The sequence below is a fragment of the Stenotrophomonas sp. FR010 genome (assembly GCF_047520755.2).
Taxonomy (GTDB): Bacteria; Pseudomonadota; Gammaproteobacteria; order Xanthomonadales; family Xanthomonadaceae; genus Stenotrophomonas; species Stenotrophomonas sepilia.
On sequence record NZ_JAXBQT020000004.1, the window covers coordinates 74,976 to 97,044 of the forward strand.

General features: G+C 66.7%; 23 protein-coding genes. 7 read left to right on the forward strand and 16 right to left on the reverse strand.

Features of this window, described 5'->3' with window-relative positions; all coding sequences use genetic code 11:
- Positions 1-105: 105 nt before the first annotated feature.
- The 3 genes from ACM0PK_RS05150 to grxD form a co-directional block, all read right to left on the reverse strand.
- On the reverse strand, positions 106-3,309 hold the full coding sequence (locus ACM0PK_RS05150) for a TonB-dependent receptor (RefSeq protein WP_414606856.1): 3,204 nt from the start codon (positions 3,307-3,309) through the stop codon (positions 106-108).
- Positions 3,310-3,541: 232 nt separating this feature from the next.
- The gene (locus tag ACM0PK_RS05155) at positions 3,542-4,318 is read right to left on the reverse strand and encodes an SDR family NAD(P)-dependent oxidoreductase (RefSeq protein WP_414606857.1); all 777 of its coding nucleotides are present in this window, start codon (positions 4,316-4,318) and stop codon (positions 3,542-3,544) included.
- On the reverse strand, positions 4,315-4,635 hold the full coding sequence (grxD, locus tag ACM0PK_RS05160) for a Grx4 family monothiol glutaredoxin (protein WP_111202165.1): 321 nt from the start codon (positions 4,633-4,635) through the stop codon (positions 4,315-4,317). Before grxD ends, ACM0PK_RS05155 begins: the two co-directional genes overlap by 4 nt.
- A gap of 120 nt (positions 4,636-4,755) precedes the next feature.
- Between grxD and ACM0PK_RS05165 the strand changes: the two genes are divergently transcribed.
- Complete coding sequence (locus ACM0PK_RS05165) at positions 4,756-5,334, forward strand: superoxide dismutase (protein ID WP_032954072.1); 579 nt, start codon at positions 4,756-4,758, stop codon at positions 5,332-5,334.
- 75 nt (positions 5,335-5,409) lie between these two features.
- On the opposite strand, the gene ACM0PK_RS05170 is transcribed toward ACM0PK_RS05165, so the two are convergent.
- The 3 genes from ACM0PK_RS05170 to purE all read right to left on the reverse strand — a co-directional run bounded on the left by ACM0PK_RS05170 (position 5,410) and on the right by purE (position 7,525).
- Positions 5,410-5,751, reverse strand: coding sequence for a carboxymuconolactone decarboxylase family protein (locus ACM0PK_RS05170; protein WP_019659022.1), 342 nt, complete (start codon positions 5,749-5,751; stop codon positions 5,410-5,412).
- A gap of 125 nt (positions 5,752-5,876) precedes the next feature.
- Complete coding sequence (locus tag ACM0PK_RS05175; RefSeq protein WP_414606858.1) at positions 5,877-7,025, reverse strand: 5-(carboxyamino)imidazole ribonucleotide synthase; 1,149 nt, start codon at positions 7,023-7,025, stop codon at positions 5,877-5,879.
- The gene (gene purE / locus ACM0PK_RS05180; protein WP_005412808.1) at positions 7,022-7,525 is read right to left on the reverse strand and encodes a 5-(carboxyamino)imidazole ribonucleotide mutase; all 504 of its coding nucleotides are present in this window, start codon (positions 7,523-7,525) and stop codon (positions 7,022-7,024) included. Before purE ends, ACM0PK_RS05175 begins: the two co-directional genes overlap by 4 nt.
- A 58-nt stretch (positions 7,526-7,583) precedes the next feature.
- Between purE and ACM0PK_RS05185 the strand changes: the two genes are divergently transcribed.
- The 4 genes from ACM0PK_RS05185 (at position 7,584) to ACM0PK_RS05200 (ending at position 10,289) form a co-directional block, all read left to right on the forward strand.
- Complete coding sequence (locus ACM0PK_RS05185) at positions 7,584-7,853, forward strand: Trm112 family protein (protein WP_414606859.1); 270 nt, start codon at positions 7,584-7,586, stop codon at positions 7,851-7,853.
- Complete coding sequence (gene nadC, locus ACM0PK_RS05190) at positions 7,850-8,701, forward strand: carboxylating nicotinate-nucleotide diphosphorylase (protein ID WP_005415952.1); 852 nt, start codon at positions 7,850-7,852, stop codon at positions 8,699-8,701. The genes ACM0PK_RS05185 and nadC overlap by 4 nt, the downstream gene beginning before the upstream one ends.
- A 180-nt stretch (positions 8,702-8,881) precedes the next feature.
- The gene (locus tag ACM0PK_RS05195; RefSeq protein WP_414606860.1) at positions 8,882-9,871 is read left to right on the forward strand and encodes a DUF2272 domain-containing protein; all 990 of its coding nucleotides are present in this window, start codon (positions 8,882-8,884) and stop codon (positions 9,869-9,871) included.
- 67 nt (positions 9,872-9,938) lie between these two features.
- A complete protein-coding gene (locus tag ACM0PK_RS05200) occupies positions 9,939-10,289 on the forward strand; it encodes a DUF3301 domain-containing protein (RefSeq protein ID WP_049414899.1) in 351 nt (116 codons plus the stop codon).
- Positions 10,290-10,374: 85 nt separating this feature from the next.
- Here ACM0PK_RS05200 and ACM0PK_RS05205 read toward each other — a convergent pair whose 3' ends face one another.
- The 7 genes from ACM0PK_RS05205 to ACM0PK_RS05235 form a co-directional block, all read right to left on the reverse strand.
- Positions 10,375-10,827: a ClpXP protease specificity-enhancing factor gene (locus ACM0PK_RS05205; RefSeq protein WP_019659028.1), complete on the reverse strand. Its 453-nt coding sequence runs from the start codon at positions 10,825-10,827 to the stop codon at positions 10,375-10,377.
- An 84-nt stretch (positions 10,828-10,911) separates the two neighbouring features.
- Complete coding sequence (locus ACM0PK_RS05210; RefSeq protein ID WP_005415948.1) at positions 10,912-11,547, reverse strand: glutathione S-transferase N-terminal domain-containing protein; 636 nt, start codon at positions 11,545-11,547, stop codon at positions 10,912-10,914.
- Positions 11,548-11,681: 134 nt separating this feature from the next.
- Positions 11,682-12,431 carry a cytochrome c1 gene (locus ACM0PK_RS05215; protein WP_005415947.1) on the reverse strand — a complete coding sequence of 250 codons (750 nt, stop codon included), beginning with the start codon at positions 12,429-12,431 and terminating at the stop codon, positions 11,682-11,684.
- On the reverse strand, positions 12,424-13,683 hold the full coding sequence (locus ACM0PK_RS05220; protein WP_049451337.1) for a cytochrome b: 1,260 nt from the start codon (positions 13,681-13,683) through the stop codon (positions 12,424-12,426). The genes ACM0PK_RS05215 and ACM0PK_RS05220 overlap by 8 nt, the downstream gene beginning before the upstream one ends.
- A complete protein-coding gene (gene petA, locus ACM0PK_RS05225) occupies positions 13,683-14,303 on the reverse strand; it encodes a ubiquinol-cytochrome c reductase iron-sulfur subunit (protein WP_004151998.1) in 621 nt (206 codons plus the stop codon). The genes ACM0PK_RS05220 and petA overlap by 1 nt, the downstream gene beginning before the upstream one ends.
- Before the next feature lie 200 nt (positions 14,304-14,503).
- Positions 14,504-15,424: a lytic transglycosylase domain-containing protein gene (locus ACM0PK_RS05230; protein ID WP_180885231.1), complete on the reverse strand. Its 921-nt coding sequence runs from the start codon at positions 15,422-15,424 to the stop codon at positions 14,504-14,506.
- 45 nt (positions 15,425-15,469) lie between these two features.
- Complete coding sequence (locus ACM0PK_RS05235; RefSeq protein WP_414606861.1) at positions 15,470-16,438, reverse strand: helix-turn-helix transcriptional regulator; 969 nt, start codon at positions 16,436-16,438, stop codon at positions 15,470-15,472.
- Positions 16,439-16,518: 80 nt separating this feature from the next.
- Between ACM0PK_RS05235 and ACM0PK_RS05240 the strand changes: the two genes are divergently transcribed.
- Together ACM0PK_RS05240 and miaB are read left to right on the forward strand one after the other, a co-directional pair.
- Positions 16,519-17,139, forward strand: coding sequence for a glutathione S-transferase family protein (locus ACM0PK_RS05240; RefSeq protein WP_414606862.1), 621 nt, complete (start codon positions 16,519-16,521; stop codon positions 17,137-17,139).
- A 195-nt stretch (positions 17,140-17,334) separates the two neighbouring features.
- Positions 17,335-18,753 (forward strand): tRNA (N6-isopentenyl adenosine(37)-C2)-methylthiotransferase MiaB, encoded by a 1,419-nt coding sequence (gene miaB / locus ACM0PK_RS05245; RefSeq protein ID WP_072166757.1) that lies wholly within the window; start codon positions 17,335-17,337, stop codon positions 18,751-18,753.
- Between the two features lie 79 nt (positions 18,754-18,832).
- Here the strand turns inward: miaB and ACM0PK_RS05250 are convergent, their stop codons facing one another.
- Genes ACM0PK_RS05250 through ACM0PK_RS05260 form a run of 3 tightly spaced genes read right to left on the reverse strand, consistent with a single transcriptional unit; the run spans position 18,833 to position 21,842 of the window.
- Positions 18,833-19,945, reverse strand: a complete 1,113-nt coding sequence (locus ACM0PK_RS05250) for an ABC transporter permease (protein WP_414606863.1) — start codon at positions 19,943-19,945, stop codon at positions 18,833-18,835.
- Positions 19,942-20,865, reverse strand: a complete 924-nt coding sequence (locus tag ACM0PK_RS05255) for an ABC transporter ATP-binding protein (RefSeq protein ID WP_069138027.1) — start codon at positions 20,863-20,865, stop codon at positions 19,942-19,944. The genes ACM0PK_RS05250 and ACM0PK_RS05255 overlap by 4 nt, the downstream gene beginning before the upstream one ends.
- Positions 20,866-20,885: 20 nt before the next feature.
- Positions 20,886-21,842: an HlyD family secretion protein gene (locus ACM0PK_RS05260; protein WP_188241118.1), complete on the reverse strand. Its 957-nt coding sequence runs from the start codon at positions 21,840-21,842 to the stop codon at positions 20,886-20,888.
- Positions 21,843-22,069 lie beyond the last annotated feature (227 nt).

Consider the following 22,069-nt stretch of genomic DNA (forward strand, 5'->3'; position numbering starts at 1 on the left):
CTGGATGCTACGCCGTTGCCCCACGCCCTGCAAGAACTTTCGCCTGAACGGAAAACGGCCGGGTTTCCCCGGCCGTTTCCACTTACCACTTCAAGCGCTGATGGATCAGAACTTGTACTTCAGGGTCAGCTGCATCGACCAACGCGACACGGCGGTGTTGCCCTTGTCGTTGTTGTTTTCCTGGATCGCAGAGCTGTCGGCACCGGTGAACGAGTACACGTACTTGCCGGTGGCCGGATCGATACCCGCGTAGTTGGCAACGCGGCGGGTCGAGTAGAAGCCGTAATCGTCGATCAGGCCCCACTTCTTGTTCAGCAGGTTGCCGACATTCATGATGTCCAGCGCGATCTCGCCCTTGTGGCTCTTCACGAAGCCCGGGAACTCCTGGCTGATGCGGACATCGAAGGAGTTGATCCACTTGGCGCGATGCCGGTTGGCCGGAACCACGCTGCCGCGGTAGGCATCCAGCTCCGGGTTCTGCGCCAGCCAGTCGAAGAACGCCTTTTCCATGGTCGCGCCGCCAGTGAACAGCACGTCGCCCGGGCCCTTCGGCACGTAGAACAGATCGTTGGTGGTAGCACCGTCGCCGTTGGCATCGTTGTAGAAGATGTAGCTGTACGGACGGCCCGAGCGACCTTCGTAGAACAGGCCGACGCGGGTGGCGTTGTCACCGAAGAAGTTGTGCTTCCACTCCAGGGTGCCGGTGATGCGGTCCTTGAGCGCGTAGCGCGAGTTGTAGGCCACGTCTTCGTTGGAGTTGAAGATCAGCGTGTTGTTCCAGTTCGAGGTGTTCTGCGAGCTGGACAGCGGGCTGACTTCCTTCGACTGGGTATAGGTGTAACCCAGCGACCAGCCCCAGTTCTCGGTCAGCGGCTTGGCCAGCGAGAAGGTGGCCTGGGCGCCACGGCCCTTGTCGGTATTGCGCATGACCAGCACGTCACCCATGCCACTCGGGCGATTGGCACGGTCGACCGCACCGTTGGTGCCAGTGGTCATGCCCAGGTCCCCGCGGGTGTTGGCCGGGTTACGGCCCTGCGGGTTCCAATAGATCGCGCGGCCATCCGGACCGGTAACGGTCGGCGCGCCAATGTCCAGGCGGTCGAAGTAGATGCCGTCCTTGACCTTGGTCACCAGCAGTTCGGCCGACGCCACGATGCCGTACCACGGCAGTTCATGGTCGAACGCCAGGTTGGCCTTCCACACCGACGGCAGGCGGGTGCCCGGCGCGATGATGTCCACGTTCTGGCGCGCAGTCGCCGGGCCACCTGCCGGGATATACGGATTGTTGCCGTCCGGAGTGAAGGAGCCGACCGGCGGATTGCGCTGGTCATACTCGATGTAGTTCAGGCCGGTGTTCTGGTAGGCACCCGCAAGCCACACATTCGGGGCGGCGCCACCGAACAGGCCCACGCCACCGCGCAGCTGGGTCGGACGCTCGCTGTCGAAGGTGTAGTTGAAGCCAACACGCGGCTGCACCAGGTTCTTGTCGACCAGCTTGGTGTTGTTGAAGCCGTACAGCTGCTCGATGCGCGGGTTGTACAGGCGCTGGCTGCTGAAGTCAGGCATGTCCACGCGGACGCCGAACATCAGGCTCAGGTTGTAGTTGATCGCCCAGGTGTCCTGCACGAACACGCCGGTGTTCTTCAGGGTGAAGTCGGCCGGGATGTCGCTGCGGCTGCCATCGGCACGCGGCGCACGCAGCTGGTAGCGCGCAGCCCTGCCTGCCAGGAAGTCGTTGACGCTGTTGAATTCGTAGACGCCGTTGAGGTTGCGGCCATAGAAGTTCATCAGCTCGTTCTTCGAGTAATCGAAGCCGAACTTGACGGTGTGGTCACCGATGTACCAGGTACCGGCACCAAAGGCGCTCAGCTCCTTCGACTCGACGATGTTGACATGGGTGTTCTGCTCGGTACCGACGTACAGCGAATCATTACCCGAACGGATGCGGATCTGCGGCATGTCGACCAGCGGAACGCGGTTGGCCGAGTAATCCTTGTGCGAAACCTTGAATTCGGTCGAGAAGTTCTCGGACCAGTCGCTGAACAGTTCACCCATCCAGGTTTCGTATTCGGTCGGCTGCTGGTACCAGAAGTTGCTCAGCGAGATGGCGCTGCTGCTGACCTGCGGGAAGCGAACGACGTTCTGCTCCATCTTGTTGTAGCGCAGGGCCGCACGGTGGTTCTCGTTGATGTTCCAGTCCAGCTTGACTGCGTACTCTTCGATCTCGGTCTTGCTGTTCGGCGCCGACAGGCTGCCCGGGTCATAGCCCAGATTACCCAGGTAGTTCTGGACATCAGTGATGTCCTTCTGGGTGATCGTGCCCTTGCCGATCGGCGTATCGCTCAGGCTGATGCCGGCGGCCGAACGCTCGTACTTTTCATAGTTGGTGAAGAAGAACAGCTTGTCCTTGACGATCGGGCCGCCGAAGGTCATGCCATAGGTCTTCTCGTCCTCGAAGCCGTTGAAGTCCTGGCGGTCACCTTCCAGGCGCGAACGGACCATGTCCTTGTCGCGGTAGGAGCCGTACACAGTGCCGTGGAATTCATTGGTACCCGACTTGGTCACGGCATTGATCACCGCACCAGTGCCACCGGCGATGGTGGTGTCGTAGTTGGCCAGGTCGATGTTGATTTCCTGGATGGCATCCATCGACACCGGCTGACGCTCGGTCGGCAGGTTGTTGGAGCCCAGGCCGAACGGATCGGAGGCGCTGATGCCGTCGATGCGGATGGCGTTGTAACGGGTGTTCTGGCCACCCGCCGAGATCGCGCCGTCTGCCTTGCTGACCTGCGAGATGCGCGGGTCGAGACGGACGTAGTCCTGGATGTTGCGGTTGGCCGACGGCAGCGCATCCATCGTTTCGCGGGTGACGTTGGTACCGGTGCCCATCTTGTTGGCGCTGAACAGGTCCAGGCCGCCGGCGGTGGCGACAACGTTCACCGCGTCCAGGTTGGTCGCAGCCAGGTCACCGCCCAGGTTGGCGTTGACGGTGTTGACCTGGTTCAGGTTCAGGTAGACACCTTCTTCGGTCTTGGTGCCTTCACCGGACTTGGTGATGGTGATGGTGTACGGACCACCCACGCGCAGACCGCGCGCGTTGTAGCGGCCCGACGCATCGGTGGTGGCACGCGAAACAGTGCCCGACTCGGTGTGGGTGATGGTGACTTCAGCGCCGGCGACAGGCTGGCCTGCGGCGGACATCACCTGGCCGCCGACACCGGCAGAGGTGCTCTGGGCGAAGGCGGGAGCGGCGGCAAGTGCAGCCACGAGACCAAGGGTAAGCTTGGACATCCGGAGTGGGTGGGTCATTTTTCGGTAGCCTCGATGCGAGTTGGCGATGGCGGAAAAAAAGCGCATCCAAGCAGCCCTGCGGGTGGCTGATCGGAGAGTTATCTGGGGTTCCCTACCGCTCGGCTGAAGGCAGCCCTAACGGTTAACACTAGATTAACACGCTACGCCATCAATGTGACGGTTGTGCGACAAACGGCACCGGTTCGCAACGCAATCGTGACGGGTTCTTCACTCCATCTTCCCACAGGGCTCACCTTTCCCGAGGCGTCTCACCGGCATCGAGAATCTGCCCGCGCCAGGCGCTACCAGCGGCGGACAGCAGGGTCACCGCAGCGGCCGCCGCGGCTTCCGGGCCTTGCGCAGCCGGGTCCTGGTCCACGGAATAGGCGCGGGCCCGAAGCGCCGTGCGCAGGGGGCCGGGGTACAGGCCGCTGACCCGGATGGGACTGCGGCCCAGTTCATCGTGCAGGCTGGCGATCAGGCCACGCAGGCCGTGCTGGGCCACGCCATACCCCCCCCAATAGGCCTGCCCCACCCGGTCGGGGGCATCGACCGCGAACACCAGAGCGGCATCCTCGCGTTGCCGCAGCAGCGGCAGGCAGGCCTGGGCCAGCCAGGCCGGCGCGGTCAGGGTGACATGGACCGCACGGGCGAAACTGGCCGGGTCAGCCAGTTCAAACGGAGTCAGCCCGGGGAAATGCGCGGCGCAGACCAGCATTCCATCCAGCCGCCCCAGCTCGCGCTGCAGGGCCTGGGCCAGTTCGGCATAGTCATCGGGGCTGGCGCCTTCCAGGTCCAACGGGTACAGAAGCGGTTCCGGACCGACCGCCTGGACCTGGGCGTAGACCCGGTCCAGCCGGCGCGGCTTGCGTCCCAGCAGGACCACGGTGGCACCGGCTGCGGCTGCGGCGACCGCCGCGGCACTGCCCAGCCCTCCCCCGGCGCCGGCGACCAGTACGACGCGATCCTGCAACGGGCGGCCATCGATCGCCCCGTCAGTCGGTGACGTCGACGGCCAGGCACTCATCCCTGGGTCGCCTCTCCGACGATGCGCTTGAGCTCGCCGGATTCAAACAGTTCCATGACGATGTCGCAGCCGCCGATCAACTCACCGTTGATGAACAGCTGCGGGAAGGTCGGCAGATTGGAAAAGCGCGGCAGGTTGGCGCGGATCTCCGGCTCTTCGAGCACGTTGACAGTGCGCAGGGTGACGGCGCCGGCTGCCATCAATGCCTGCACGGCGCGGCTGGAAAAGCCGCACATCGGGTATTGCGGGGTGCCTTTCATGAACAGCACGAGCGGGTAACGATCGACCTCGGCCTGGATTTGCTGCATTACCGCCACAACCACACTCCTTGCTTCGCCGGACAAACCGACCGTGATGGTCGGCTAGACTGCCCACGGTAGCCGCCATTGTAAGCGGATGGAACAGGCTACCGCCGTCCCCTGGCCACGAACCTGTCCATGCCCGTCGAATTGCCTGCCCTGCCCTACCTCCCCGGCTCCCTGCAGCCCCACCTGTCCGCGCAGACCGTTGAGTTGCATCACGGCCGCCACCACCGCGCCTACGTTGACGCGGTCAACGCCGGCACTCTCGGCACCGAGTGGGAGGAGGCGTCACTGGAAGAGATCGTGCGCCATGCCCAGGGCACGCTGTTCGATGCGGCCGCCCAGGCCTGGAACCACGGCTTCTATTGGCAGTGCCTGCGCCCGCGCGGCGGCGGCGAGCCGCAGGGCCGGCTGGGCGAGCTGGTCAAGCGCCAGTTCGGTGATGCGCAGCGCCTGCGCGAGGAATTCAACCGCACCGCGCTGGGCCTGTTCGGCTCGGGCTGGGTGTGGCTGGTGCAGCACCCCGGTGGCCAGCTCGGCATCCAGGCCACCCGCAACGCCGGCACGCCACTGACCGGCGAAAGCACCCCGCTGCTGTGCTGCGATGTCTGGGAGCACGCCTACTACACCGATTACCAGAATGATCGCGCGCGTTACCTGGATGCCTTCTGGCAGATGGTCAACTGGGAGTTCGCCGAAAGCCAGCTGCGCTGACTGCCTGTAGAGCCGAGCCCATGCTCGGCTGGCCGGACAGCAGCCGAGCATGGGCTCGGCTCTACAGATGAAGCTTCACGCGTTCTCGTGCGCGGCCACCGCGTCCATCACCCGCGCCGAATACACCAGCGCGGCGCCGGCATTGAGCGACACCGCCACGCCCAGTGCTTCGGCGATTTCCTCGCGGCTGGCGCCATGCTTCAGCGCAGCGTCCACGTGCACGGTGATGCAGCCGTCGCAGCGGGTGGTCACCGCCACCGCCAATGCGATCAGCTCACGGGTCTTGGCATCCAGGTGGTTGGTCTGGGCACCGGCATTGGCCAGGGTGGCGTAGCCCTTGACCGTGTCCGGCGAGAGCTTGCCGATCTCGCCGATGCGGCCCTTCAGTTCCTTGCGGTAGGCATTCCAGTCGAGCATGGTCGTGACTCCTGTGAAAGGAGCTCCACGCTACCACCGGCAATGGTGCGCCGATGCCTGCACCGGCGCGCCACACCGTTGCAGGCATACAAGGTTGTGCCGGCCATTGGCCGGCACGCCCGGGCTCAGCGGTTGCGCAGCGCGTGCACTGCCGGCGCTACCTGGGCCTGGCGGTCCAGCTCCAGGCCGACCTGGTCCAGCGCATCGGCCAATGCAGCGGCATCATCGTCGCGCAACGTGGCGTGGCCGACCTTGCGACCTTCGCGCGGCTCCTTGCCGTAATCGTGCCAATGGCCACTGGGCTGACCCAGCACCGGCGCCGGATCGGGCATCTCGCCCAGCCAGTTCAGCATGCAGGCATGGCCGAGCATGCGGGTGCTGCCCAGTGGCAGGCCCAGCACGGCACGCAGGTGATTCTCGAACTGCGAGGTCTCGCTGCCTTCGATGGTCCAGTGGCCGGAGTTGTGCACGCGCGGTGCCATCTCGTTGGCCAGCAGTTCGCCGTCGCGACAGAACAGCTCCAGTGCGAACACGCCCACATACTGCAGGTGCTCGGCGACGCGGCGGGCATAGCCGATCGCTGCCTGCTGCTCGGCGTCGGACAGCACCGCTGGTGCCACGCTGGCCGACAGCACGCCGTCGACATGCCAGTTGCCGGTGACCGGCCAGGCTTCGAAGCTGCCATCGCGGCCACGCACGGCCACCACGCTGACCTCGCGTTGGAAGGCCACGAAACCCTCCAGGATCAGTCCGGTGCGCTCCACCTGGGCACCGAGCGCATCCCATGCGGCGTCGATGTCGGCTTCGCTGCGCAGGCGGAACTGACCCTTGCCGTCGTAGCCGAGGCGGCGGGTCTTGAGGATGCACGGCAGGCCGAACTCAGCCGCCTTCGCCGCCAGCTCGTCGCGGTTACGGATGTCGGCGAAGGCCGGCAGCGGAATACCCAGCTGCTGGAACAGGGTCTTCTCGCTCAACCGGTCCTGGGCCACCGCCAGCGCGGCCGGCGGCGGATAGACCGGCACGCTGTCGGCCAGGAACTGTGCACTGTCGGCAGGTACGTTCTCGAAATCGAAGGTGACCACATCGACCTTGGCGGCGAAGTCCGCCAGGGCCTGGCGGTCATCGAAGGCGCCCACGGTGAGCGGCGCCAGCGGGCCGCTGCAGGCGTCGGCGGCCGGGTCGTACAGTTCGAAGCGAAGCCCCAGCGGCGCACCGGCCAGGACCATCATGCGGGCGAGCTGGCCGCCGCCCAGGATGCCGACGGTCAGGCTCATTGGCGCGGATCGTCGTGGGCCATCACGTCTTCGGTCTGGCGTGCACGGAAGGCATCGAGCGCCTGGCCGATCGCCGGCTGGTCGCTGGCCAGCATCGCCGCCGCGAACAGCGCGGCGTTGGAGGCGCCGGCGTTGCCGATGGCGAAGGTGGCGACCGGGATGCCGGCCGGCATCTGCACGATCGACAGCAGGGAATCCATGCCGTTGAGGGCCTTGGACTGCACCGGCACACCCAGAACCGGCACGGCGGTCTTGGCCGCGATCATGCCTGGCAGGTGCGCGGCCCCGCCGGCACCGGCGATGATCGCGCGCAGGCCACGCGGGCCCGCCTGCTCGGCGTAACTGAACAACACATCCGGCGTCCGATGCGCGGACACCACCTTCACTTCGAACGGAACACCCAGGGCTTCAAGCTTCTGGGCGGCGTGCTGCATGGTTTCCCAGTCGGAACGGGAACCCATGACGATGCCGACAAGCGGCGCGATCGGGTTGGGGGTCATTGGCCGTCACCTGCCTTAAAGACGTATTCTAGCCGTCTTCCACGCAAGACGAAGAACCATGGATCGCAAGCTGCTCGACCTGCTGGTGTCCCCGGACACCCGCCAGCCCCTGTCCCTGCTGGATGGCAAGGGCCTGGAAGCCCTCAACAAGGCCATTTCCGCCGGCACGGTGACCAAGGCCGATGGCAACCCGCTGGCGCAGCCGCTGCGCGAGGCGCTGGTCAGCCGTGACCGCAAGCAGGTGTTCCGCGTCGACGACGGCATCCCGGTGCTGCTGGCCGAGGAAGCCATTCCGACCGCCCAGATCGCCGACTTCCCGACCGCATGAGCACGCTGCCGACGCCGGATGCGGCCGTTGTCGCCGCCGATGTCGCGCGCGCACTGGCCGAGGACCTGGGCAGCGGTGACGTCACCGCCGCCCTGCTCCCCGACCAGGCCGACAGCGCCTACCTGCTGTGCAAGCAGGATGCGGTGATCGCCGGGCGCCCCTGGTTCGACGCCACCCATCGCGCGCTCGACCCTGACGTGCGCATTGAATGGCACATCGCCGAAGGCGATGCCGTCACCGCCGGCACCGTGCTGGCCCTGCTGCACGGGCGCAGCCGCAGCCTGGTCAGTGCCGAGCGCACATCGCTGAACTTCCTGCAGACGCTGTCCGGCACCGCTACCACCACTGCCCGCTACGTGGCTGCGGTGGCCGGTACCGGTACCCGCATCCTCGACACCCGCAAGACCCTGCCCGGCCTGCGCCTGGCACAGAAGTACGCGGTGCGCTGCGGCGGCGGCGAGAACCACCGCTTCGGCCTGTACGACACGGTGATGCTGAAGGAGAACCACATCCGTGCTGCCGGTTCGCTGGCCGCGGCGGTGGCCGCCGCACGCCGGCAGTGGCCTGCGCTGCCACTGGTGGTCGAGGTCGAAGACCTGGCACAGCTGCGCCAGGCGCTCGAAGCCGGTTGCGAACGCATCCTGCTGGATGACTTCAGTCCCGACCTGCGCCGCGAGGCGGTGCGCATCACGGCCGGACGCATTCCGCTGGAAGTCTCCGGCAGCGTCGGCCTGGGCGGCCTGCGCTCGATCGCCGAGGATGGCGTCGATTGCATCTCCATCGGCGGACTGACCAAGCATGTGCAGGCCATCGATCTGTCGTTGAAGCTGGGCCCGCCGCCGGCTTGAGGCCTACGCGACCTTGTGGGGCCGAGCCCACGCTCGGCGGCTTCTCGATCTGCGGCGCACCCGGCACCCGCTTTGCGCGATGAGCCGAGCGTAGGCTCGGCTCTACACGACCCGGGCGCCTTCACGGCTCGGCTACGCCAGCCTCTGCGACGCTGCGGGCATCCCCCACAGGAGCCGCGCATGCGCCGGATGCTCTTGCCTGCCTGTCTGCTGCTCGCGGCAGCCCCCTTGTCCGCCGCAGCCGCTGAAGCCTGCGATGTCCCTCCCCGCTTCGGCCTGAGCCCCTTGGCGGTGGCCATCCGCAATACCGCCTGCAACGAGCACCGGCTGTGGTTCCGGCCCTTCATCGATCGCGATGGCCGCGCGGCGAGTCTGAGTGTCACCGAGGCCGAGAACGAACACCTGGCCGACAACGGGCTGATTGCCTGGCAGCGCGTGGCCGGCTACTGGCGCAACAGCGGCACGCTCAACGCGATGGGCAGCATCGCCGGTGCCAGCAGCTGCGTGGCACCGCTGGGTACGCGCTACACCGACAGCGACTGCCGCGCCTTCCTGATCGACAATCCGTGGTCGGCCGCTTTCATTTCCTGGGTGATGGTGCAGGCCGGCGTTCCCGGCTTCAACACGTCGCCGCGCCACATCGACTACATCCGTGCCGCGTACCAGGGCGGCCCCTCGGGCGTGCCGTACCGGCTGGTCGACCCGGCCACGGCCAAGCCCGCGCCAGGCGATCTGCTGTGCTTCCTGCGCGACCGCAGCAGCACGCTCAGCTACAGCGGGCTGGTGCAGGCGCTGGGCAACGGTTCGGTGGGCCACTGGAAATCGCATTGCGAAGTGGTGGTGGCTGCCAACCTGGGGGGCGACCAGACCCTGTACCTGGTCGGTGGCAACGTGATGAACACCGTGGCGATGCGGTTGCTGCCGCTGGACCGCACCGGGCTGATCAAGCTGCCCCCGGCACGCGAACGCAACAGCACCGGCATCGACCCCAGCTGCACGCCGGGCCGCGAGGACGAATGCAGCTTCAACCGCCAGGACTGGGCGGCCCTGCTGCAGTTGACCGCGACCGCGCCATTGGTGATGCCGTCACCCTCCGCAGCGCCGATGCAGGCCGTACCGGCCAACGCGCCCGCAGCACCGATGACGGGCCAGCCACCGCCGAGCCGGTGATACCCGTGCTTGATCCAGCGCGCGTTCGCCGCCATCTTTGCGGGATCGACCTCTGACGGCTGACGCCATGCCTACCCTGCTGCTGTTGCTGATTGCCGGCGGAATCATCTACTTCTTCTGGAACGCCGCACGCTCGGCCGCCGAGCGCGCGGTCGAGCTGGGACGCAACGCCTGCCGCGCCGCCGACGTGCAGTGGCTGGACCAGGCGGTGCACGCCACCGGCCTGCGACTGTCGCGTGGTGAGGATGGCCGGCTCGGTTTCGAGCGCACCTTCAAGTTCGAGTATTCCTACGATGGCATCGATCGCCACGTGGGCCGCATGGTGCTGCGTGGCGACCAGCTGATTTCGTTCACCGGCCCCGGTGCCGCGCGGATCAGCCAGATCCGGCCGGATGTGGAGGATGCCGAGGATGCCTAGGGTTTGAAGATTTGCCGGCCAACGGTCGGCACCCACCGCCAGACGGGCAAAGAAAAACGCCGCCCATCGGGCGGCGTCGGAATGGTTACTTGACCACGCGCAGGTTCGGGCGGCCCTTCGGCGGCGGGCTGGCCGGCGGCGTATCGTCCGGCGGCGTGCCTTCCTCGTGCAGCAGCTCATCGCTGGTCGGTGCGGTTTCGCTGCCCGGAATGTCATCCGGCAATGCCATGCCCTGCCCGGTCTCGCGGGCGTAGACCGCCAGCACGGCGCTGATCGGCACCTGCACCGGGTAGCTGGTTCCGGAGAAGCGGGCCGAGAAGCTCACCATTTCGTTGTCGATCATCAGCCGCACGACAGCACGTTCGGCGATGTTGAGCACGACCCGGCCATCCTTGACCGCCGAAGGCGGGACCTGCACGCCGGGGACGCCGGCGTCGACCAGGATGTGCGGGGTCAGCTGGTTGTCGTTGATCCATTCCACCAGCGCCCGCAGCAGGTACGGGCGGTGGCTGGTCATGTGGAAGAAGTCTTCGGTCATGCGTGAAGTGTACGCGCCCGGCGCCCCGCCGGGGCGGATCGTCTGCAGGCCGGTCGGCCTGCAGACGGGTAACGCGGGGACGGATCAGACCGGCAGATCGCGCAGTTTCTTTTCCTGCTCGGTCAGGCTGCGGACAAATCCCGGATGGCGGAAGATGCGGTTGCCGTAGTCCTCGATCGCCTTGCCATCCTTCGGCAGCGGCACATCCAGCGACTGCAGGCGCCAGATGATCGGCGCCATCGCGCAGTCGGCCAGGCTCATTTCCGGATTGAGGAAGAACTTGCTGGCCTTGAACAGCGGCAGCGAGGCGGTCAGCAGTTCCTTCAGGCGCTTGCGCCCGGCCTCGGCCTGGGTCTTGTTGCCCAGCTGGATGGCCTGCACCTGCGGCACCCAGTCGTGCTCGATGCGCAGCATGGCCAGTCGGATGCGCGCACGCGACAGCGGGTCGACCGGCATCAGTGGCGGATGCGGGTAGCGCTCATCCAGGTACTCGCTGACCACCGATGCGGCGTACAGCACCAGCTCGCGTTCGACCAGGGTCGGCACCGAGTGGTACGGATTGAGGTCGATCAGGTCTTCAGGCGGGTTCTGCGGATCGACCGGAACGAAGTCGAAGGTGACGCCCTTGGCCGCCAGGACCAGGCGTACACGGTGGCACAGTACGTCGTCGTTCGAGGAAAACAGCGTCAGTGTATTGCGCATGCGTACGCTCGCCGCCATCAAAGGCTCTCCCACGACAGGAGACCGCCTGCCGCATCGGCGCCGCCGGCACCGTGCCAGCGGTCGACTCCTCCCCGAGTGTGCAACCGACCATCACAAAAGCCAATAGGCCCATGCGATGGCCGGCGGCAGAATCAGTGAACGTCCTTCCAGTACTCCTTCTTCAGCAGATACAGCAGGAAGGTCAGCAGGGCCAGGAACAGGATCACCCACACGCCCAGCTGCTGGCGCTTGAGTGCGGCCGGTTCGCCGGCGTATTCGAGGAAGTTGGTGATGTCCCGCACGGCCTGGTCGTACTGCCCGGCATCGACCGATCCCGGCGTTTCAATCTTCAGGCCGGTCACCGGCGGGTCCATGCCGGGCGCTTCCGCCTTGCCGTGCACTGCATGCTGCAGCCCCTGCATCTCCCACAGCGGGTTGGGCATGGAGGCGTTGGCGAACAGCGCGTTGTTCCAGCCCAGCGGGCGACTGCTGTCCAGATAGAACGACTTGAGATAGGTGTAAACCCAGTCACTGCCCCGCACGCGCGAGATCAGGCTGAGATCGGGCGGCATCTTGCCGAACCATTTCTCCGCGTTCTCCTTGGGCATCGCCACCGGGATCGGGTCGCCGATCGCCGAGCCGGTGAAGTTGAGGTTGTTCATCACCTCTTCTTCGGTCAGGCCCAGGTCCTGCGCCATCCGCGAGTAGCGCAGGTACTTCAGCGCATGGCAGCCGGAGCAGTAGTTCATGTACAGCTGCGCACCCCGCTGCAGCGAGGCGCGGTCACCGAGGTCGTTGCCGGCCTGCAGCAGCTTGGTGCCGCCCTCGGCGGCGGAGGCCAGGAAACTGCCCAGCATCAGGGTGGCCGTCAGGGCCAGCCGGACCATCCAGCGCTCAGTCATGCGTGGTCACCCTCTCCGGTACCGGCTTGGTCTTGTCCAACCTTGTCCATAGCGGCATGGTGATGAAGAACGCGAAGTACAGGAAGGTCAGCACCCGCCCGATGTAGGTTTCATGCACGTCGGTGCCCGGGCCGGAGCCGATCACGCCCAGCCACACGAAGCACACCGCCAGCACGCCCAGCATCACCTTCGAGATCCAGCCGCGGTAGCGCACCGACTTTACCCTGGCCTTGTCCAGCCACGGCACCAGGAACAGGATCGCAATGGCCGAGAACATCACCAGCACGCCACCGAGCTTGTTCGGTACCACGCGCAACATCGCGTAGTAAGGCGTGTAGTACCAGACCGGCTTGATGTGTTCGGGGGTCACCAGGCGGTTGGCCTCGGTGAAGTTGTCGTGTTCCAGGAACAGGCCGCCGAAGCCCGGTGCGAAGAAGATGATGAAGGCGGCGATGATCAGCAGGAAGCCGGCGCCGACACCATCCTTGAGCGTGTAGTACGGGTGGAACGGAATACCGTCGGCCGGCGCATTCGGCGACCAGCGGTTGCCCTTCGGTCCTTTCTTGATCTCCACGCCATCGGGGTTGTTCGACCCCACTTCGTGCAGCGCGCCCAGATGCAGCACCACCAGCAACAGCAGCACCAGCGGCAGTGCGATGACGTGCAATGCGAAGAAGCGGTTGAGCGTGGCGTCACTGGGCAGGTAATCGCCCATGATCCATTCGGTCAGGCCGTTGCCGATCACCGGTATCGCGCCGAACAGCGAGATGATCACTTTGGCGCCCCAGAACGACATCTGGCCCCACGGCAGCACATAGCCCATGAAGGCCTCGGCCATCAGCACCAGGTAGATCAGCATGCCCAGGATCCACACCAGCTCGCGCGGCTTCTGGTAGCTGCCGTACAGCAGGCCGCGGAACATGTGCAGGTAGACCACGATGAAGAACAGCGAGGCGCCGGTGGAGTGCATGTAGCGGATCAGCCAGCCCCACTCCACATCACGCATGATGTATTCGATGGAGCCGAACGCCTCCGCGGCGCTGGTCTTGTAGTGCATCGTCAGGAAGATGCCGGTGACGATCTGGTTGACCAGCACCAGCAGTGCCAGCGAACCGAAGTAGTACCAGATGTTGAAGTTCTTCGGCGCGTAATACTCGGTAACGTGCTTGCGGTAGACCGGCATCAGGCCCGGCGCGCGGGCATTGACCCAGTCGGCGACGCCGCTGGCGGTGCGGGCGAGGATATTGGCCATCAGGCTGCCCCCTGCGGATCGACACCGATGATGATGGTGTTGTCGTCCTGGTAATGGTGCGCGGGCACCTTCAGGTTGATCGGTGCCGGCACATCCTTGAAGACGCGGCCGGACATGTCGAAGCGCGACTTGTGGCAGGGGCAGAAGTAGCCCCCCTTCCACTGCGGGTCGTAGGGCTCAGGCCGGATCTCGGCGACCATTTCCGGCGAGCAGCCCAGGTGCGTGCACAGGCCGACCAGCACGGAGATGTCCGGCTTGATCGAGCGCAGCTCGGGGTTCTGCTTCAGCACGTAGTCCGGCTGCTGGTCCTTCTCGCCGGACTCGGGGTCCTTGAGGCGGCCATCCAGCCCGTGCAGTGCATCCAGGATCGCCTTGGACCGCTTGACGATCCAGATCGGCTGGCCACGCCACTCCACGATCAGGCGTTGGCCTTCCTGCAGGGCGCTGATGTCGGCCACCACCGGTGCACCGGCAAGCTTGGCACGGGCACTGGGGTTCCAGGATTTGATGAAAGGAACGGCGGTGAATCCGACGCCGACGGCGCCAACCACAGCAGTGGTGGCAGAAAGAAAACGCCGACGTCCGGTGTTGACTGGATCGTGTACCCCATCGTTGGCCATCCGGCACTCCGATATTGATTAGGTAGCTTTAAGGCTGCCAGCGGATCCGGTGGGGGCCAGAGCCGCATTGAATCATGGGCGAGTGTAGCGGAACCGTCGCGCGCCACACAACGCATTGCAACAACATTGATTACGGGGTTGCCGGCCAGCGGCCGGTCGGTACCGGCCATTGCCCAGGGGTTGCCGGCCAGCGGCCGGCACTACTGGTGTGACAATGCGGTGCGGTAACGCTCGGCCAGCTGCCCAACCCGGCGCACGTAGTACTGGGTCTCGCTGTAGGGCGGCACGCCACCGTGGCGGTCGACCGCGCCTTCGCCGGCGTTGTAGCCGGCCGCGGCCAGGGTCAGGTCGCCATTGAAGCGCTTCAGCAACCACGCAAGATACTGCACGCCACCACGGATGTTCTGCCCCGCATCATAGGAGTCGCTGACCCCGAAGCGCGCGGCTGTCGGCGGCATCAGCTGCATCAGCCCCTGCGCGCCGGCGCGGCTGAGCGCGGTCGGGTTGTAGGCCGATTCGGCGTGGATGATGGCACGCACCACGGCCTCCTCGACGCCGAACTCGCGTGCCGCCGAGGTGATCTCGGTCTGGAACGCGGTGGTGTTCAGGCGCACCGAACCGAAGTCCACGCGCGGGTTGACGCCGCACGCGTAGCAGCGCTCCATGAAACTGTAGCGGATGGTGCGCACCGGACCGAGGTTGGCCACCTGGGTCGGCCGCGCACTGGTGTAGTGGCGCACCCCATCCTTCATGAAGGAATAGACCTGGCCGCTGACCATCCGCCCGGCCCGCGAGGCCGTCGGTGCCGCGGCAGGCGCGGGTGCAGCAGGCGTCGGCGCGACCGCAGCGGGCGCAGCAGCGCTGGCCGCCACAGCGACCGGATTGCGTTCGATGCTGGCCACCGAGGTCGGCGCAGGCTTCGGTGCGGCCACCACGGGGCGCGGTGCCGGGCGGGTATCGCGGCTGTAGCTGATGCTGCTGCAGCGCGCGCCGGCCACTCGCTTGCTCACGTAGCTGGTGACCCCGTCGGCGCCCTGGCACTTGTACAGGGTGCCGGCGCTGGCCGGCGCAGCGGTCAGCGCAGCGATGATGATCGCCGTTGTCCCCAGTATCCCCTTCATGCCGCGAGTGTCCCAGCTTCGCCGGGGCTTGCCAAGCGACGCGGCTCAGCCTGTGACCGGCGGCACAGCCAGCACCTGGCCCAATCCGGCCAAACGCTGTGCCAGCTCATCGCGCAGGCCCGGCGGTGTGGTCCACAACGCCACCGGCACCCGGTCCAGGCTGAGGATCTGCGCCAGCATCATTCCGCGGCTCTCGGCGCCCATGCGCAACAGGCAATGGTCGGCGCCATCAGCCTCCAGCACACCACACCACGGCGGGATGCGCCCTTCCAGCTCGGTGCGGCTGCCGGCCAGGCGGACGATGGCCTGCAGCGCGAAGGGCGCCTGGCTGACCGCCTGCCGCACCATCACGTCCGGGGGCGCGGGCGTGCGTCGATGCATGCCCGGCCCGGCGCATTCGCGCACCGCGCCCATCCGGTCCACGCGCAGGGTGCGCCAGTCCTGCCGGCCCAGATCCCAGGCCAGCAGGTACCAGCGCCGCCCATAGTTGACCAGGTGCTGCGCCTCGACCTCGCGCTGGGTCACCGCCTCCTGCGCACTGCGGTACTCGAAGGCCAGCCGTGACGCCTGCCGGCAATGCTGGGCCAGCCGTCCCAGCAGGCGTGCGTCGGTGGAGGGAAGGTCGGACAGGGTGGCCGTCGCCGCATGCACCTCGCCGGCCTGCTGGCGGCGACGGGTCGGCACCAGCGGGTCGAGCTTGGACAACAGGCCCCGGGCGGTGTCGTCGATGCCAGCGACGGTCGCGGACGCGGCCCGCAGCGCGATCGCCAGGGTGGTCGCCTCTTCCTCGTCCAGCAGCATCGGCAGTACCGGTGCCCCGGCCCCCAGCTGATAGCCGCCACCGACCCCCGACGAGGCCCGGACCGGATAGCCCAGTTCGCGCAGCCGCTCGATGTCACGCCGGATGCTGCGCCGGTCCACGCCCATGCGCTCGGCCAGCTCAGCCCCGGACCACTGGCGGCGGGCCTGCAGCAGGGCGATCAGGCGCAGCAGTCGATGGGCGGTATGGCGCATGAAGAATCGAGGACAGAAGTCGTCCGCAATGGTGCCCGAGGATGGCTTCCAGTTCACCACCCACCGCAAGGAGCAATGCCATGACCTCACGCCAGATCACCCTGTACCACGCCGCCCGATCCCGCTCGAGCGGCGCCGTGGCCCTGCTCGAAGCGCTGGGTGCCGACTACCGCATGCAGGTGCTGGACCTGAAGGCCGGCGCCAACCTGGCCCCGGCCTATCTGGCCATCAACCCGATGGGCAAGGTACCGGCCATCGTCCACAACGGCGCGCTGGTGACCGAACAGGTGGCCATTTATCTGTACCTGGCCGACCTGTATCCGGAAGCCGGGCTGGCGCCGCCGATCAGCGATGCCCTGCGCGGGCCCTACCTGCGCTGGATGGCCTTCTACGGTGCCTGTTTCGAGCCGGCGATGATCGACAAGGCGATGCACCGCGAGCCGCCGCCGCGCCTGATGTCGCCGTACAACGACGCCGAAACCGTGCTGCAGGTGGTCGAGGCCCAGCTGGCACAGGGTCGCTACCTGCTCGGCGAGACGATGAGTGCCGCCGATGTGCTGTGGGGCAATGCGCTGGCCTGGACCACGGCCTTCGGTCTGGTGCAGCCTGCGCCGGCCACGGCTGATTACATCGCACGGATGAGCGCGATGACCGCCTTCGACCGTTCGCGGCAGATCGATGCGGAGCTGGCGGCGGCATAAGCAGCGCCGGCTGGCTTTCCTTGTAGAGCCGAGCCCACGCTCGGTTGGCTTCAGTAGAGCCAGGCCATGCCAGGCTGCCCCATGGGAAGCGGGAAGAGCAGCCGAGCGTGGGCTCGGCTCTACAAGGGCGCGGCGGCTGGCGCGGGATGCGGGTAGAATTGCCCGCTTTCCCGCCACCCGAATGGATTAAGCGCCATGACCGGGACGCCAGACGTCTTTCCGCCCGCCACCCCGGGCGGTACCCCGCTCGTTGCCCTGCCCGCTGGTCCGCGCAAGCCCGACCAGGTCAAGGGCAAGCTGTACATCAAGACCCACGGTTGCCAGATGAACGAGTACGACTCGGCCAAGATGGCTGACGTGCTTGCCGCCAGCGATGGCCTGGAACTGACCGACAGCCCGGACGACGCCGACGTCATCCTGGTCAACACCTGCTCCATCCGCGAGAAGGCGCAGGAGAAGGTGTTCAGCCAACTCGGCGTGTGGAAGGGCCTGAAGAACAAGGGCCGCGAGGTCATCATCGGCGTGGGCGGCTGCGTTGCCTCGCAGGAAGGCGAAGCGATCATCAAGCGCGCCCCGTTCGTGGACCTTGTGTTCGGCCCGCAGACCCTGCATCGCCTGCCGGAACTGATCCGCGCGCGGCGCGAGCAGAAGCGCCCGCAGGTGGACATCAGCTTCCCCGAGATCGAGAAGTTCGACCGCCTGCCCGAGCCACGCGCCGAAGGTGCCTCGGCGTTCGTGTCGATCATGGAAGGCTGTTCCAAGTACTGCTCGTTCTGCGTGGTGCCCTACACCCGCGGCACCGAAGTCAGCCGCCCGTTCGAGGACGTGGTGGTGGAAGTGGCGCAGCTCGCCGCGCAGGGCGTGCGCGAGATCAACCTGCTCGGCCAGAACGTCAACGCCTATCGCGGCCCATATGGAGACGGTGAGTTTGCCGACCTCGGCCTGCTGATCCGCACCATCGCCGAGATCGATGGGGTCGGCCGCATCCGCTTCACCACCTCGCACCCGCTCGAGTTCAGCGATTCGCTGATCGACGCGTTCCGCGACGTTCCGCAGCTGGCCAACTTCCTGCACCTGCCGGTGCAGGCCGGCAGCGACCGCGTGCTGTCGGCGATGAAGCGCGGCTACACCGCGCTGGAATTCAAGTCGAAGATCCGCAAGCTGCGCGCGGTGCGCCCGGACATTTCCATCAGCTCGGACTTCATCGTCGGCTTCCCCGGCGAGACCGATGCCGACTTCGAGAAGACCATGAAGCTGATCGAGGACATCGGCTTCGACCACAGTTTCTCCTTCATCTATTCGCGTCGACCGGGTACACCGGCGGCCGATCTGGAGGACACGATCAGCGATGCCGAGAAGCACGCTCGCCTGTCGCGCCTGCAGGAGCGCATCAATGCGCACGCCGCCAGCATCTCGCAGAAGATGGTCGGTACCGTGCAGACCGTGCTGGTGGAAGGGCCGTCGCGCAAGAACCCGAACGAACTGACCGGCAAGACCGAGAACATGCGGTCGGTGAATTTCCCGGCGCCTGCGCGGTTGATCGGCCAGTTCGTGGATGTGCTGATCACCGAAGCGCTTACCAACTCGCTGCGTGGGCGCGTGGTGGCGGAATAAGGCTAGGGTGTGCCGACCAACGGTCGGCACCCACCGGAAATGATGCCGGCCAGCGGCCGGCACTACCGAATGACAGGCCTCAATCCAGGCGCTTGCGGAAACGCAGGATCGCCAGGGTCATCATCACCACGATGAAGGCCAGCAGCGCCAGTGCGTCGTGCCACAGCTCCCATAGCGAGGCGCCGCGCAGCATGATGCCGCGCACCAGGCGCAGGAAGTGGGTCAACGGCAGCACTTCGGCCAGCCACTGCACCGGCCGCGGCATGCCGGCGAACGGGAACATGAAGCCCGACAGCAGGATCGACGGCAGGAACAGGAACAGGGTCATCTGCATCGCCTGGAACTGCGAACGCGCGCGCGTGGAGATCAGCAGGCCCAGCGCCAGGTTGGCCAGCACCAGCAGCACTGCGGCCAGGTAGATGTCGAGCAGGCTGCCGCTGATCGGCACCTGGAACAGCCAGGTGCCCAGCACCAGCACCAGCGTGGTCTGCAGCAGGCCGATGGCTGCATAGGGCAGCACCTTGCCGACCATCAGTTCGCTGCGCGATACCGGCGTGGCGATCAGCAGTTCCATGTTGCCGCGCTCGCGCTCGCGTACCACCGCCACCGCCGTGAACATCACCAGGGTCATGGTCAGGATCACCCCGATCAGGCCGGGCACGATGTTCACCGCCGAGCGCCGTTGCGGGTTGTAGAAACTGGTCACGCTGACCTGGCCACTGGCAATGCTGCCTTCGCGCAACGGCCGCGTATTGCTGGTCGGGCGCGTATCCAGTGGCACCTGCGCCAGCTGGATCGCCGCACTCTGCACCACGGTATCGCTGCCATCGACCAGTACCTGTACCGCTTCGCGTCCATCGAAGCGGCGACGCTCGAAGTCGGCCGGCACCACGATGCCGACGCTGATCTCGCCGCGGCGCAGCGCCTGCATCAGCTGGCCCGGGCTGTACGCTTCAGTACGCGGCGTGATCACCCCGGTGGCGACCATGTCCTGCACCAGCGCGCGTGAGGCGGCGCTGTTGGCCTGGTCGGCGATACCCGCATCGAGGTGGCGCAGGTTGAGGTTGATCGCATACCCGAACAGCAGCAGCTGCATCACCGGAATGCCGACGATCATCGCCAGCGTGATGCGGTCGCGGCGCAGCTGCCGCAGCTCCTTGAGCATGATCGCCCACAGCCTGCGCAGGTTCATGCCGCTGGCTCCCTGCCACGGCCACGGGTGGCGGCCACGAACACGTCCTCCAGGTTCGGCGCCACGCTCTCGATATGCGCTTGCGGGTCGGCGCTGGCCAGCGCGCGCCGCAGCGCCGCGACATCCGCTGCGCCTTCGTTGCACAGCACGCGCAGATGGGTGCCGATCTGCGCCACGCTCAGCACGCCGGGCAGCTCGGCCAGCACGCGGCTGGCCTGGCGTGGCTGCGATGACGTGACCTGCAGCGTTCGTCCTTGCAGCCGTGAACAGAGCTCGGCCGGCGTGCCGTCGGCCACCAGTGCGCCGCGATCAAGGATCGCCAGGCGATGGCAGCGCTCGGCTTCGTCCATGTAATGGGTCGACACCAGCACCGTGGTTCCCGCGTCGGCCAGTTCAAACAGGGCCTCCCAGAAATCGCGGCGCGACTCGGGATCGACCGCGCTGGTCGGCTCGTCCAGGAACAGCAGTTCGGGCGAATGCACCACGGCGCCGGCCAGGGCCAGGCGCTGCTTCTGCCCGCCGCTGAGCGTACCGGCCAGCTGCGGCTGCCGGTCCTGCAACCGGTACTGCTGCAGCAGCGCATCGACCCGTTGCCGGGCCTGGTTGCGCGGCAGGTCCTGGATGGCGGCGAGGAATTCCAGGTTCTCGCGTACCGACAGGTCTTCGTACAGCGAGAAGCGCTGGGTCATGTAGCCGATGCGCCGGCGCAGTGCTTCGGCCTGCTCGGGAACCGCCAGGCCCAGCACCTCGATCTGCCCCGCACTGGGTTCGAGCAGGCCGCACAGCATGCGGATGGTGGTCGACTTGCCTGACCCGTTCGGGCCCAGGAAGCCGTACACCTGCCCGCGCGGGACGGTCAGGTCGACCTTGTCCACGGCCAGCAGTTCACCGAAGCGGCGGGTCAGGCCCTGCGCATGCACCGCGATGTCCGCACCGGTGTTCAGAAGCGCACCTGCACCGGCAGTCCGGCCGGAAGCTTCTGCATGTCGCTGGCTGCATCCACGTCGATCTCGGCGAGGTAGCTCAGGCGCTCGACGTCATCGCCGGTCAGTGCGTAGTACGGGGTGAATGAAGGCTCGCTGCGGATCGCGCGCACATGGCCCTTCAGTACGGTGCTTCCTCCCTCCAGCTGTATCTGCGCCGGCTGACCGACCTTGACCTGCAGGCGCAGCGGCTGCGGCAGGTAGACGCGCGCATAGGGGCGCTCGCCGACCAGCATCACCGCCAGCGGCGCCCCGATCGGTGCCTGGTCACCCTGCCGGTAGGGCAAGGCATCGATCACGCCATCGCGCGGTGCGCGCAGCTGCAGCTTCTGCAGGTTGACGCCCTGCACCACCTGCTGCGCCTGTGCGGCGTCGGCGGCCGCCTGGCCCTGGGCGATGTCCTGCGCGCGACTGCCGTGCACCCGTTCCAGCCAGGCCTGCTCGGCGGCACGCACGCTGGCCGCGGCATTGCCGGCGGCCGCCCGTGCACGGTCCAGCTCGGCGGCGGCGATCAGGCGCTGGCGTGCCAATGGTTGCACCCGACGATAGTAGGCAGTGGCCTCAGCAGACTGCGCGCGCAACGCGGCCAGTTGTGCCTGGGCCTGTGCGATCTGTTCCTGGCGCGGGCCAAGCTTCAGCTCTTCCAGCTGGGCCTGCGCGCGCGCCGTGTCGGCCTGCGCCGCCGCGAACTGCGCGTCGCCGCGGGCGGGGTCGAGCTGCATCAGCACGGCCCCGGCCTTGACCCGCTGGCCCTCGCGCACCTCCACCGTGGCGATCACCTCGGCCGCCGGCGCCGGCACCGTGATCCGGTCCCACTCCAGCGTGCCCAGCGCCGTTGGCGTTGACTGCCCACAGCCCGCCAGCAGGCCGATGCCCGCCAGCCCGAGTCCACGCATCCCGTTGCCGATGCCCATGCCATTCCCTCCTGCGACGGCGACACGTTGCCACCTGCCCCGTGCACCCTCAATGATTCCGATCAGCCCTGACGGTTTTTTCGCCACGCGCGGACAGGCCTTTTGCTGCAAGGTTCCTCGCCACCTATCCACAGCTTGATTCAGCATCATTCCACAGCCGGTGTGGAGAACCGGACGGGGGCAGCCGTACTGGGTGCCTGGCAGCGGAAGATGCGCTGCCGTCACAG

Coding starts and splice junctions, on each gene's coding strand:
- ACM0PK_RS05150 (WP_414606856.1), bottom strand. CDS start 3,309: ATGACCCACCCACTCCGGATGTCCAAGCTTACCCTTGGTCTCGTGGCT.
- ACM0PK_RS05155 (WP_414606857.1), bottom strand. CDS start 4,318: ATGAGTGCCTGGCCGTCGACGTCACCGACTGACGGGGCGATCGATGGC.
- ACM0PK_RS05165 (WP_032954072.1), top strand. CDS start 4,756: ATGCCCGTCGAATTGCCTGCCCTGCCCTACCTCCCCGGCTCCCTGCAG.
- ACM0PK_RS05170 (WP_019659022.1), bottom strand. CDS start 5,751: ATGCTCGACTGGAATGCCTACCGCAAGGAACTGAAGGGCCGCATCGGC.
- ACM0PK_RS05175 (WP_414606858.1), bottom strand. CDS start 7,025: ATGAGCCTGACCGTCGGCATCCTGGGCGGCGGCCAGCTCGCCCGCATG.
- purE (WP_005412808.1), bottom strand. CDS start 7,525: ATGACCCCCAACCCGATCGCGCCGCTTGTCGGCATCGTCATGGGTTCC.
- ACM0PK_RS05185 (WP_414606859.1), top strand. CDS start 7,584: ATGGATCGCAAGCTGCTCGACCTGCTGGTGTCCCCGGACACCCGCCAG.
- nadC (WP_005415952.1), top strand. CDS start 7,850: ATGAGCACGCTGCCGACGCCGGATGCGGCCGTTGTCGCCGCCGATGTC.
- ACM0PK_RS05195 (WP_414606860.1), top strand. CDS start 8,882: ATGCGCCGGATGCTCTTGCCTGCCTGTCTGCTGCTCGCGGCAGCCCCC.
- ACM0PK_RS05200 (WP_049414899.1), top strand. CDS start 9,939: ATGCCTACCCTGCTGCTGTTGCTGATTGCCGGCGGAATCATCTACTTC.
- ACM0PK_RS05205 (WP_019659028.1), bottom strand. CDS start 10,827: ATGACCGAAGACTTCTTCCACATGACCAGCCACCGCCCGTACCTGCTG.
- ACM0PK_RS05210 (WP_005415948.1), bottom strand. CDS start 11,547: ATGGCGGCGAGCGTACGCATGCGCAATACACTGACGCTGTTTTCCTCG.
- ACM0PK_RS05215 (WP_005415947.1), bottom strand. CDS start 12,431: ATGACTGAGCGCTGGATGGTCCGGCTGGCCCTGACGGCCACCCTGATG.
- ACM0PK_RS05220 (WP_049451337.1), bottom strand. CDS start 13,683: ATGGCCAATATCCTCGCCCGCACCGCCAGCGGCGTCGCCGACTGGGTC.
- petA (WP_004151998.1), bottom strand. CDS start 14,303: ATGGCCAACGATGGGGTACACGATCCAGTCAACACCGGACGTCGGCGT.
- ACM0PK_RS05230 (WP_180885231.1), bottom strand. CDS start 15,424: ATGAAGGGGATACTGGGGACAACGGCGATCATCATCGCTGCGCTGACC.
- ACM0PK_RS05235 (WP_414606861.1), bottom strand. CDS start 16,438: ATGCGCCATACCGCCCATCGACTGCTGCGCCTGATCGCCCTGCTGCAG.
- ACM0PK_RS05240 (WP_414606862.1), top strand. CDS start 16,519: ATGACCTCACGCCAGATCACCCTGTACCACGCCGCCCGATCCCGCTCG.
- miaB (WP_072166757.1), top strand. CDS start 17,335: ATGACCGGGACGCCAGACGTCTTTCCGCCCGCCACCCCGGGCGGTACC.
- ACM0PK_RS05250 (WP_414606863.1), bottom strand. CDS start 19,945: ATGAACCTGCGCAGGCTGTGGGCGATCATGCTCAAGGAGCTGCGGCAG.
- ACM0PK_RS05260 (WP_188241118.1), bottom strand. CDS start 21,842: ATGGGCATCGGCAACGGGATGCGTGGACTCGGGCTGGCGGGCATCGGC.